Annotated in this window: 11 protein-coding genes; 7 read left to right on the forward strand and 4 right to left on the reverse strand. The window is 66.3% G+C overall.

The genetic code is table 11. The annotated features are described in order from the left end of the window. On the forward strand, positions 1-558 hold a 558-nt coding region (locus B3T77_RS06260), incomplete at its 5' end, for an ATP-binding response regulator (RefSeq protein WP_292078201.1). A gap of 185 nt (positions 559-743) precedes the next feature. Beyond that, on the forward strand, positions 744-1,793 hold the full coding sequence (locus tag B3T77_RS06265) for a ribonucleotide-diphosphate reductase subunit beta (protein WP_066625135.1): 1,050 nt from the start codon (positions 744-746) through the stop codon (positions 1,791-1,793). Between the two features lie 55 nt (positions 1,794-1,848). Here B3T77_RS06265 and B3T77_RS06270 read toward each other — a convergent pair whose 3' ends face one another. Beyond that, on the reverse strand, positions 1,849-2,346 hold the full coding sequence (locus B3T77_RS06270; RefSeq protein ID WP_292078202.1) for a hypothetical protein: 498 nt from the start codon (positions 2,344-2,346) through the stop codon (positions 1,849-1,851). A gap of 146 nt (positions 2,347-2,492) precedes the next feature. Here B3T77_RS06270 and B3T77_RS06275 point away from each other — a divergent pair, with 146 nt between their 5' ends. Continuing rightward, the gene (locus B3T77_RS06275) at positions 2,493-2,756 is read left to right on the forward strand and encodes a hypothetical protein (RefSeq protein ID WP_039246564.1); all 264 of its coding nucleotides are present in this window, start codon (positions 2,493-2,495) and stop codon (positions 2,754-2,756) included. A gap of 6 nt (positions 2,757-2,762) precedes the next feature. Here the strand turns inward: B3T77_RS06275 and B3T77_RS06280 are convergent, their stop codons facing one another. Continuing rightward, positions 2,763-4,235, reverse strand: coding sequence for a sensor histidine kinase (locus B3T77_RS06280; protein WP_292078203.1), 1,473 nt, complete (start codon positions 4,233-4,235; stop codon positions 2,763-2,765). Then, entirely contained in the window at positions 4,232-4,981 is a 750-nt protein-coding gene (locus B3T77_RS06285) for a TVP38/TMEM64 family protein (RefSeq protein ID WP_292078204.1), read from the reverse strand. Before B3T77_RS06285 ends, B3T77_RS06280 begins: the two co-directional genes overlap by 4 nt. A gap of 126 nt (positions 4,982-5,107) precedes the next feature. On the opposite strand from B3T77_RS06285, the gene rpmH reads away from it, so the two are divergent. Genes rpmH through yihA form a run of 4 tightly spaced genes read left to right on the forward strand, consistent with a single transcriptional unit; the run spans position 5,108 to position 8,120 of the window. Continuing rightward, a complete protein-coding gene (rpmH, locus tag B3T77_RS06290) occupies positions 5,108-5,242 on the forward strand; it encodes a 50S ribosomal protein L34 (RefSeq protein WP_003164000.1) in 135 nt (44 codons plus the stop codon). Positions 5,243-5,272: 30 nt separating this feature from the next. Continuing rightward, on the forward strand, positions 5,273-5,677 hold the full coding sequence (gene rnpA / locus B3T77_RS06295; RefSeq protein ID WP_055754640.1) for a ribonuclease P protein component: 405 nt from the start codon (positions 5,273-5,275) through the stop codon (positions 5,675-5,677). Continuing rightward, on the forward strand, positions 5,674-7,470 hold the full coding sequence (gene yidC, locus B3T77_RS06300) for a membrane protein insertase YidC (protein ID WP_055754639.1): 1,797 nt from the start codon (positions 5,674-5,676) through the stop codon (positions 7,468-7,470). Before rnpA ends, yidC begins: the two co-directional genes overlap by 4 nt. Continuing rightward, complete coding sequence (yihA, locus tag B3T77_RS06305) at positions 7,467-8,120, forward strand: ribosome biogenesis GTP-binding protein YihA/YsxC (RefSeq protein WP_292078205.1); 654 nt, start codon at positions 7,467-7,469, stop codon at positions 8,118-8,120. The genes yidC and yihA overlap by 4 nt, the downstream gene beginning before the upstream one ends. Before the next feature lie 96 nt (positions 8,121-8,216). Here the strand turns inward: yihA and B3T77_RS06310 are convergent, their stop codons facing one another. After that, the gene (locus B3T77_RS06310) at positions 8,217-11,030 is read right to left on the reverse strand and encodes a M16 family metallopeptidase (protein ID WP_292078206.1); all 2,814 of its coding nucleotides are present in this window, start codon (positions 11,028-11,030) and stop codon (positions 8,217-8,219) included. Positions 11,031-11,627: the final 597 nt, after the last annotated feature.

The raw sequence follows: 11,627 nt of genomic DNA on the forward strand, positions 1-11,627 counted from the left end.
GGCGTCGGCCTGGCCCTGGCCAAGAGCCACGCCGAGCGGCTGAACGGAACGATCGCCGTCGAAAGCGTGCAGTGGCAGGGCTCGACCTTCACTCTGCAGCTCGAGGCGCCGATCGTGGTTCCGGTGGAGACGGAGAGCGGCGCGCCGCTGGACAGCCGTCGCATGAAGGTTCTGATCGTCGACGACCACCCCGCCAATCGCGATCTGCTCCGCATCATGCTGCAGGCCGCCGACTGCGACACCGCCGAGGCCTGCGACGGGCGCGAGGCGGTGAACGCCGTCTCGGCCGAGGCTTTCGATCTGATCCTGATGGATGTGCGCATGCCGGTGATGGATGGTCTGGCCGCCACCCGCGCGATCCGCGCCCTGGCCGATCCCGCCAGTCAGACGCCGATCCTGGCCGTCACCGCCGAGGCCATGCCCGAAGACGCCGCGCGGTGCCTGTCCGCCGGCATGGACGGCCATCTGGCCAAGCCGGTGACCCAGGCCAAGCTCTATGCCGCCATCGACGAGACGCTCAGCGCGGCCGCAACTCGCCTGGACGCCCAAGCCGCCTGAGCCGCCGGGCGCGGCGTCATCCCCAGGTGCGTCCCCAGGCCCGTCCCCAAGAATGTGCGGCACGGACACAACATCTAGCGGTCGCGATAAATTGTGATCGCAACATAGACCTATTTTGACTTGGCGCCGACGTCTTCAAATCGCATGGTGAACGCGTCTTCAGAATCGCCCTCAGGTCCAGTTCGATGAACGCCATCACTCCGATCATCCTCCCCGAGCGCGCCGGTCTTCTGACCCCGTCGGCCGCCTACAAGCCGTTCCGCTATCCGTGGGCGTTCGACATGTGGAAGAAGCAGCAGCAGGTCCACTGGATGCCCGAGGAGGTGCCGCTGGGCGAGGACGTCAAGGACTGGGCCTCGACCCTGAACGACGGCGAACGCAATCTGCTGACCCAGATCTTCCGCTTCTTCACCCAGGCGGACATCGAGGTTCAGGACAACTACATGGAACGCTACGGCCGGGTGTTCAAACCGACCGAGGTGAAGATGATGCTGGCCGCTTTCGGCAATATGGAGACGATCCATATCGCGGCCTACGCCCTGCTGCTTGAAACCATCGGCATGCCCGAGAGCGAGTTCGGCGCCTTCATGGAATATGAGGCCATGCGGGACAAGCACGACTATATGGGCCAGTTCGGGGTCGATTCCGACGCCGACATCTGCCGGACCCTGGCCATGTTCGGCGGCTTCTCGGAAGGCGTTCAGCTGTTCGCGTCCTTCGCCATGCTGATGAACTTCCCGCGCCAGAACAAGATGAAGGGCATGGGCCAGATCGTGTCCTGGTCGGTGCGCGACGAGAGCCTGCACTGCGAAGGCATCATCAAGCTGTACCACGCCTTCAACAAGGAGACGGGCGCCGTCACCAAGTCGGTCGCGGACGACATCGTCGACTGCTGCAAGACGGTGGTGAACATGGAGGACAAGTTCATCGACCTGGCCTTCGAAATGGGCTCGGTCCAGGGCATGACGCCAGACGACATCAAACAATACATCCGCTTCATCGCCGACTGGCGCCTGCGTCAGTTGAAGCTGCCGGAAGTCTATGGGGTGACGGAAAACCCGCTGCCCTGGCTGCAGTCGCTACTCAGCGGCGTCGAACACGCCAATTTCTTCGAGGCCCGCGCCACCGAATATTCCAAGGCGGCGACGCAGGGGAACTGGCACGGCGCGGACGGCGTCTGGACCGAGTTCGACCGCATGATGGCGCGCCGCGACATGAGCCTGGTCGCGGGCTGAGCCTTTTGCCTAGTCTCGCGGGCGGCGTTCGCTCGCCGTCGCGAAGCTGGACTGCTTACTGCGCCGACGCGACCCAGGCGGGGCGCGCCGTGCAGGCCTGACGGAAGCCCGTGCGGCACAGTCGCACCTGTTCCTGCCAGGCGGCGTAGTCGCGGTCGTATTTCTCCTGCGCCAGCCGCGCGGTCTCGGCGGCGGCGCGCGCCTGTTCCTCGGCCTGGCTGACCTCGATCTGATGGCGGGCCAAGGCGGCGTCGTAGTCCAGCCGGTTGTCGGAGTCGGTCTTGTCGGCCAGGGCGTTCTGGGCGGCGATTTCGTCGTTCAGAGCGCGGGTGGTGCGCAGTTCCTCCTCGGTCTGCTGGGCGTCGCTTGCGCGATGATAGGCCTCGCCCCGCGCCTTCAGCAGGGCGTCGCGGCTGGCGGGATCGGCCGGGTCGGGCAGGGCGCGCTGATCGCGATAGGGGTCGGCGGTCGCAGGCGCCGCCGTCTGGGCGGCGACGGGCGCGGTCAGGGCGGCGACCAGCAGGGCGGCGGCGACGGCGGTGCGAACGATCATGACTGTCTCTCCCGAGGCCGAGGCGTTGCCCGCAGCTTGGCCATTGTGATCCTGCTGCACAACGCCGCAGCGATGAAAAGGTGGCGAAAGGCTTGGCTTCGCGTCATGGTCGATCTCTCCCGACCGCAGCCTATCCGAGAAGATCGATGATCCTGAGCACCGCGTCCGGCGACTTCCCCATTCCTGCGGATGTCGCGCGCCAGTTGCCGAACGTGCCGGCCCTGCCCGACACGACCGCCGCGGATGCCCGGCTCCAGATCGAGGACTTCCGGCATTGGCTGGACGCCTCGCCCGAGCACGCCATCGACTATGAGCGGCTGCGGCGCTGGCATCTGGTTCAGGAGGAACTCGCGGCTCAGGCCAAGGCGGAAAACCGGCCCTTCGTCGTGTCGGACGACGGTCTGGAATAGGGCGGTTCAGCCCGGCAGGCGCAGCTCGAACACGGCGCCTGTTCCGTCGGTCTCGACCAGCCGCAGGTCGCCGCCGTGAAGGGCGGCCAGTTCGCGCGAGATGGTCAGGCCCAGGCCCGAGCCGTCCGAGCTTTTTGAGCTGACAAAGGGTTCGAACAGCCGTTCGGCCAGACGCGGCGGAATGCCGGGGCCGTCGTCGTCGATGCGCACGACGCAGACGCCGTCCTGACCGAAGGCGCTGACGGTGATGGCGCCCTTGCCGCGCCGCTCGGGCGGACGCGTGGGATCGGCCTCGATGGCTTGGCGGGCGTTGCGCATCAGATTGACCAGGATGCGATACAGTTGATCCGGGTCGGCTTCGACGGCGAACCGGGGCGGCAGCTGTTTGACCAGGCGCACGCCGTCGGGGTCCAGCCCGGCGTCCTCGGCCGCCAGGGTCAGGGCCTTGGTCAGGACGACGCGGGTCTTTTGCGGCGCGGGCTCCTCGCTCTTGCCGTATTCCAGCACATTGCGCGACAGGCCGGCGGCGCGGCTGAGTGCGCGCTCCAGCCGGGGCAGGGCCTTGGCTACCTGCGGGTCGGCGGAGGTCGCCAGCCGCTCGGACGCCATCTGGGCCGAGGTCAGCATGTTGCGCAGGTCGTGGTTGATCTTGGCCACCGCCTCGCCTAGCGCGACCAGACGGGCGCGAGAGCGCAGGGAATGGCGCACCTCCTCCTGCATCCGGCTGAGTTCGCGCTCGACGCGACCGATCTCGTCGTGACGGTCGGACGGCGCCTCGGCCTCGCTCTCGGGATCGGCGGCGAACCGCTCCATCGAGCGGGTAACGCGACGAAGCGGCCGCAGCACCAGCAGGGCCAAACCGCCATACAGCAGCGCGCCCGCCGTCACCGACACCAGCAGGGACACCAGCAGGCTGTTCAGGAGGAAGGCACGCAGTTCCAGCTTCAACGGCTGGGCGGGGGTGACGATCTCGATGAAGTCGCCGGAACGATAGCGCGGCTTGGCCTGAACCCGCAGCGAGCGGTCCGGATGTCCGAACAGGGTGCGCCACGGGTCGGTCAGGCGCGACCAGCTGTCCTGACGCCTCAGGTCGATCAGTTCGGGCGCGCGGGGCAGGTTGGGGGCCTGAAGCAGCAGGCGGCGCACGCCTTGCTCCGTCAGGGCCACCGCCTGAACCCCGCCGATCCGCATCAACTCGGCGGCCGTGTCGTCCTCGACCGCGCTATAGGGCAGGGCTTCGACCCCGACCGAGGCCAGTTCGGCGGCCTGGAGCCGGTCGCGAAGCCAGCGCTCATGGAAGGCCGCCAGGTTCGGCCCCAGGATCAGGGCCTCGACCGCCAGGGTAAAGGCGACGGTCAGCAGCAGCAGCCGCGCCGACAGACCGTCGGGCGCGCGCGGGGTCAGGCGCTCGCGCCAGAGATTGGCCTGGTCCGGCGTCAGGTTCAGCCGCGCCGCGATCCGGTCAAACAGGACGCTCATGCCGCCGTCGCCCCGATCCGCCGTGCACGGATCATCTGGAACAGCTTGATGCCGATGGGCAGCAGCAGGGACAGGAAGACCACGCCCATCAACGGCCAGAAGAACTGTTGCAGCAGCATCGGCAGGTCCGGCCGCACGCCGGCGCGCAGCAGGCCGCCCAGCTGCGATCCGATCCAGGTGTAGATGAAGGTGGACGGCAGCAGTCCGATGAAGGTGGCGATGATGTAGGGCCTCAGCGGCACCGCCATCATCCCCGCCGTCGCGTTGACCAGGACGAAGGGCACGCTGGGGATCACGCGCAGGGTGAACAGGGTGGTGAACGCGTTGCGGTCGATGCCCTTGGCCAGCCGATCCATGAAGCCGGCGTCGGCCTCGAACTTGGCGCGCAGCCACGAACCGATCGAGGTGCGATAGACATAATAGATGACGACCGAACCGATGGTGGCCCCCGTCGACTGGGCCAGGGCCCCGACATAGGGGCCGAACATCATCCCGCCCAGCAGGGTCAGGAAGACGGGTCCGGGAATGGTCGAGGCGGTCGCCAAGGCATAGACCGCGATGAAGGCGACCAGCGCGATCCACCAGTTCTGTTGCGCATAGGCCTGAAGGTTCAGCCCGTGCTCGCGGATCAGATCCATCGACAAATAGCGGTTCCAGCCCAAGGCGAAGAAGGCGATCACCAGGCCGGCGATGGCCGCCAACGGCGCCAGCCGCAGGGCCCATTCCTTCGCCGTTCGTTTCGCCATCCGTTTCATCGTCCCGAAATGCCGTCCGAGCGTTGACTCACGCGGACATGCGACTTATACGCCCGCCCTTCCTGCGGCGGACGCCTCTTGCCCCGTCGCCCAACCTTTTAACGTCAGGAGCCGACCGTGAAGCGGACCTATCAGCCGTCGCGACTCGTGCGCAAGCGCCGTCACGGCTTCCGCAGCCGGATGGCCACCAAGAACGGCCAGAAGATTGTTGCGCGCCGTCGCGCCAAGGGCCGCAAGCGCCTGACGGCGTAAGCGGCTTACGCGTCCGGATCTTTTGGACGCATGAGCGACCTTTTACAGATCAAGCGTCTGTTGCGGCGGCCCCAGTTCCTGGCGGCCGCCAAAGGCGTTTCCGAGGCGCGCGGCGCCGTAGTGATCCAGCGGCTGGAGCGCGGCGACGGTTCGCCGCACATCGGCCTGGGCTTCACCGCCACCAAGAAGATCGGCGGGGCGGTTCAGCGCAACCGCGCCAAACGCCGTCTGCGCGAGGCCGCAAGGGCCATGCTGGCCCAGCATGGCGTGCCCGGAAGCGACTATGTCTTCATCGCCCGCATGGGCACGACCGAGCGTGCGTGGGACCGTCTGCTTGACGACGTGAAATCGACGCTTACAAGGCTGGCGACACCCAAGGCCAACAGGCCTTCGCACGCCCGCGCCCCCTCCGGCCAGGACCGCCAGAATCCATGAAAAACGAAAACACGCGCAACACGATCATCTTCATCGTGTGCTCGGTCCTGATCATGGGGATCTACTATTTCGCCGTGTTGCGTCCGCAGGCCGAGCGTCGCGCCGTGCAACAGCAGGCCCAGGCCGAGCAGTCGCAGACCGCCGATAACGCCGCGCGCACGGCGCTGAGCCCGCAGGGCCCGACCTTCGTCACCGACCGCAGCCAGGCGCTGAGCACCGCCGCGCGCGTGCCGATCCAGTCCGGCACGCTGAAGGGGTCGCTGTCGCTTCAAGGCGGCCGGATCGACGACCTGTTCCTGACCGACTACCGCGAGGTTCAGGACAAACCCCAGCCGGTTGAGCTGTTCCGCCCGCAGGGGATGCAGAACGCCTATTTCGCCCAGTTCGGCTGGACCGGCCCCAATGTCGCCGGCGGCGTGCCCGGACCCAATACCGTCTGGCGCCTGACCAATGGTTCGACCCTGACGCCGACGACGCCGGTCACCCTGACGTGGGACAACGGCCAGGGCCTGCGCTTCACGCGCGTGATCTCGGTCGACGACAAATACGTCTTCTCGGTGCAGGACACGGTCCAGAACCTGGGCACGCAGGCGATTACCATCGCCCCCTACGGCAGCGTCCAGCGCCAGGGCGTGCCGCCCGCAGCCGGCTCATCGCACATCGTCCACGAGGGCGCGATCGGCACCTTCGGCAAGCCGGGCGACTACCGGACCGAGCAGAAGAAATACAAGGACTGGCTGAAGGAGCCGCGGATCGAGAACGCCTCGACCGGCGGCTGGCTGGGCATCACCGACAAATACTGGCTAGCGGCCCTGCTGCCTCAGCAGAACGAGGCGGTCGAGACCGAATTCCGCGTCCGCGACCTGAACGGCGCCCAGCAGCTGGAAGCCAATGTCCTGGGCACCACCCGCACGATCCAGCCCGGAGCCACCGCGACCGAGACCCAGCGCCTGTTCGCCGGCGTCAAGCGCGCCGAGGTGCTGAAATCCTATGAGCAGAGCCTGAACCTGCCTCGCTTCGTCTATGCGATCGACTGGGGGATGTTCTGGTTCCTGACGCGTCCGATCTTCTGGATCCTGGAGAACGTCTATGGCCTGGTCGGCAGCTTCGGCGTCGCCATTCTGGCCCTGACCGTCATCGTCAAGCTGGTCATGTTCCCGCTGGCCAACAACGCCTACGCCTCGATGTCCAAGATGCGGAACCTCCAGCCCAAGATGGAGGAGATCAAGAAGAAGTTCAAAGACGACCCGCAGAAGCAGCAGCAGGAGACGATGGCCCTGTATCAGCGCGAGAAGATCAATCCGGTCGCCGGATGCCTTCCGCTGGTGCTCCAGATCCCGGTCTTCTACGCCCTGTACAAGGTGCTGACCGTTACCATCGAAATGCGTCACCAGCCGTTCCTGGGCTTCATCCATGACCTGTCGGCGCGCGACCCGTCGTCGATCTGGAACCTGTTCGGCCTGATTCCGTGGGATCCGGCGATGGCGCCGCTGATCGGCGGCCTGTTGGCCGGCCCGCTGCACTTGGGTCTGCTGGCGATCGCCTATGGCCTGACGATGTGGCTGCAGACGGCGATGAACCCGCCGGCGGCCGATCCGGTCCAGCGCCAGATCTTCCAGTTCATGCCGCTGCTGTTCACCTTCATCATGGCGCCGTTCGCGGCGGGCCTGCTGATCTACTGGGCCTGGTCCAACATCCTGACCATCCTGCAGCAGTATGTGATCATGCATCGCTACAAGGCCGAGAACCCGATCGATACCTTCTTCGCCCGGTTCAAGAAGTCACCGGCGTGATCGACGAGACCGAGTTCACGCCCGAGGAGATCGAGGCGGCGCGCATTCTGTTCGCGCGGCCTGCGACCTTCGTCATGGGCGCGGCCAAGATCGAGCAGTTGCCCGACCCCGATCTGCCCGAGATCGCCTTCGCCGGCCGCTCGAACGTGGGCAAGTCCAGCCTGATCAACGGGCTGGTGGGCATGCACAAGCTGGCCCGCGCCTCGAACGAGCCGGGCCGCACGCGCGAGGTCAACTTCTTCGATCTGGACGGCCGGATGCGTCTGGTCGACCTGCCCGGCTATGGCTGGGCCAAGGCGTCCAAGACCACGGTCAAGAAGTTCCAGGATCTGGGCCGCGACTATCTGCGCGGCCGGGTGACGCTGAAGCGGGTCTATCTGCTGATCGACAGCCGCCATGGGCTGAAGTCGGTGGATACGGAGGCGCTGGATGCGCTGGACCTGGCCGCCGTCAGCTATCAGATCGTCCTGACCAAGGCCGACAAGCTGAAGAAGGGCGAGGGCGAGGCCGTGCAGGCCGCGACCCTGAAGGCCATCTCCAAACGCCCCGCCGCCTTCCCGGTGGTGGCCCTGACCTCGTCGGAAAAGGGTCTCGGTCTGCCGGAACTGCGCGCCGAGATCATGCGCACCACGGGCGCGACGCTGGACTAGCGGCCCTCATCGTTGGGTCACACCCGAGCATGACGGCAAAAAGAAAAGGCCCGGAGATCGCTCTCCGGGCCTTCGTCGTTTCGGCTTGTCGTCGCCCTATTGGGCGGCGGGGGCCGCCGCGCGGACCTCCACGGGGATGCCCAGGGCGTCCAGTTGCGGCTTGACCACCGAGGCGTCGCCGACCACGACCCAGACGAACCTGGACGGGTCGATGGCGGCCTTGGCGGCGGCGTCCAGCTGGGCTGCGGTCAGGGCGTTGGTGCGCGCCGCGATGGTTTCCGGATAGTCGTCCGGACGGCCCAGCAGGGCGTTGGAGCGCATGGCGCCCAGGACGGCGGCCGAGGTCTCGTAGCTGCCGGCCAGACGGCGGGTGTTGCCGTTGATCGTGCGTTGAAGCTCCTCGGGCGTCACGCCCTTGCCGCCCGACAGGAAGTCGTTGAACTGCTGGTTCAGGGCTTCGATAGCCGGGCCGGTCTTGTCAGCCTGGACCGGGGCGGTGACCAGATAGGGCACGCGTCCGGCGAACGGATTGACCGAGGCGTTGACGCCGTAGGACCAGCTCTTGGTCTCACGCAGATCCGAGTTGATGCGCGACAGGAAGTCGTTGCCGAGCACATTGTTCGCCGCGTTCAGCACCAACAGGTCGTCGGTGCCCGACAGGCCCAGAACCTCGCCGCCCATGATGTAGGACTGGGGCGATTGCGGGCGGTCGATCAGCACGATCTTGGGCGTCGCGGCCGGGATCGGGGCCGAGAAGTCCTTGACGGCCTTGGCCGATGCGGGCGGCACCCATTGACCGAAGGCGCTGTCTAGGATCGGCGTCAGCTCGGCCAGGGGCCGGTCGGAGACGACGAACAGCTTGGCGTTGTCCGGGCGGATCCACTTGGCGTAGTCGGCGCGGATGTCGGCGTCGGTGATCGCCTTGACGCTGGCCTCGTCGCCATTGCCGCTGAACGGACGGCCATAGGGGCTGTTCGGCCCATACATCAGTTCCGGCAGCGCGCGGCTGGCCAGGGCGGCCGGCTGGGTCCGCTCGGCGGCGATGCGCGACAGGCGGGTGGCGCGAAGGCGTTCCAGCTCGGCCGGGGCGAAGGCGGGATTGCGCACCACCTCGGCCATCAGATCCACCGAAGGCTTCAGGTTCGGCGTCACCGCCGAGAGCTGGACGACCGAGCTGTCCATCGTCGCCCCGGTGGTGATGGTTGCGCCCAGGGCTTCCTGCGCCTCGGCCAGCTGCGTGGCGTTCAGGGTGCGGGTGCCCTCGTCCATCAGGTCCAGCATCAGGGTCTGCAGACCCAGTTTGGACCGGTCGTCGGCGGCCAGGCCTGCGTCGAAGTCGAGCGCGATCTTCGTCGTCGGGGTGGCGTCGCGCTGGGCGTAGATCACCTCCATGCCGTTCGACAGGCGGGTGCGCTCGACGGCCGGGAAGTCGACGTTGGCGACCTGACCGATCTCGGGCTTGGGCATGCGCGGCTTGCGCTCGATTTCCGGGGCCGGCGTGCGATTGGCCCCGGACGGCGAGGCGGCCGCCTCCTGATAGGCTTCGCGCTGACCGGGCAGGGTGGTCAGCGTATAGGCCGGACGGGTCAGCCACTTCTGCATCGCCGCCTTGACCTGGGCCGGCGTGACGGCGGCGTAGGCGGCCAGCTGCTTCTTGTAGAACTCCGGATCGCCGGCATAGAGCTGGCCTTCGGCAAGCGCCGTGGCCTTGCCGCCGAAACCGCCGACCTGTTCCAGACCCTGTATGCGGCGCGAGGCGTATTGGGTGACGACGCGGTTGATCTCGTCCTGCGTCGGGCCGTCCGCGATCAGGCCGTTCAGGATTTCACGCATGCGCGCCTCGACGGCGGCGGGGTCTTCGCCCGGCTTGATCGTGGCGCTCATCTCGAAGATGCCAACGCGGTGGAAGGCGCTGTTGCCGGCGCTGGCCGAGACGGCGGTCTGTTCGCCGCGCACCAGCTCATTGTCCAGGCGCGAGGAGGCCAGGCCGCCTAGAACCGATGCCGCGACGCTGAGCGGCACCGAATCCGGGTCCAGCATGCCGGGAACGGCCCAGCTGACCTCGACCTGGGCGTTCGAGACGCGGTCGTGGGTGGTTTCGCTGAGCGGGGCGGACAGGGTCGGGACCGGGGCCTGGGCGGGATTGTTCACCGGACCCTTGGCGATCGGGCCGAAGTATTTGTCGGTCAGTTCACGCGCCTTGGCGGGGGTGATGTCGCCGGCCAGCACCAAAACGGCGTTGTTGGGGCCATAGTTGGAGGTGAACCAGTCGCGCACCGTCTGCATCGAGGCGGCGTCCAGATCGGCCATCGAACCGATGGTCGAGTGGCGATAGGGGTGGCCTTCGGGGAACAGGGCCTCCAGCTGCTTGTACTGGTTCAGGCCATAGGGCTGGTTGTCGCCCTGACGCTTTTCGTTCTGGACGACGCCGCGCTGCAGATCGAGCGTTTCCTGGCTGATGGCGCCCAGCATGTAGCCCATGCGGTCGCTTTCCATGAACAGGGCCTGTTCCAGCGCCGGAGTCGGGACCGTCTCGAAATAGTTGGTGCGGTCGAAATAGGTGGTTCCGTTCATGTCGGTCGCGCCCATGTTGCGCATCGGCGTGAAATAGCTGCCGGGCGCATTTTCCGAGCCGCCGAACATCAGGTGTTCGAACAGGTGCGCAAAGCCGGTGCGGCCGACCTGCTCGTCCTTGGCACCCACGTGGTACCAGATGTTCACCGCCACGATCGGTGCCTTGCGGTCGGTGTGCACGACCACCCGCAGGCCGTTGGGCAGGGTGAAGGTCTCATAGGGGATATCCACCGCTGCAGCGGTGGCGGCCGGCTTGGCCTGTGCAACCAGCGGAGTGCTGATGAATCCGCCCAGCGCGGCGGTCAGCGCAAGGGTCAGCACGGCAGTACGGGGCATAGCTGCGTTCATTCCATTTCCCTTTGGGTATGCAGGTGGAAGCCGATCCTAGCCTTTCCCGGCGACCCGGACATACCCCATCGGTAATGGGAAAAGTCCTTGCAAGGACCGGGTACAGCGCAGAAGCAGCGCTCCAATGACCTTTCGTAAGCCTGGCTGCCCGCCCAGCCGGAACGGATGTGTACCGACCGCGCCCCCTACCTGAAGGCACTCAACCCTCGATGCACATGTCCGACACACCTCCGGATCGCCCGAGCGTCCGTCCGGACAGGCGGCAATACCTGACTGTCCGGACAGCGGACACTCTGCAACGGAAAATAATTCAAATAAATCAAATAGATGTATTTGGCACGCATCCTGCTCCCTTGGAACTGCAGCCCGGGCGTCTCAGATGAAACATGACCACCGGCTGAACAAATCTCGAAAAAGCAAAAAAGTTCTTGTGCTTCGAGATTTGGTGTACTACCTTACTACCACACCACCGCTCACACACACCAAACAGGTCCCGCCATGAACGCCAAGTCCCTCGCCATTGCCATCGCCCTGATTGCCAGCACCGGCTTTGTTTCTTCGGTGCAGGCCTCGGACATCACCACC

The sequence above is a fragment of the Brevundimonas sp. UBA7838 genome, assembly GCF_002500885.1.
Lineage (GTDB): Bacteria > Pseudomonadota > Alphaproteobacteria > Caulobacterales > Caulobacteraceae > Brevundimonas > Brevundimonas vesicularis_C.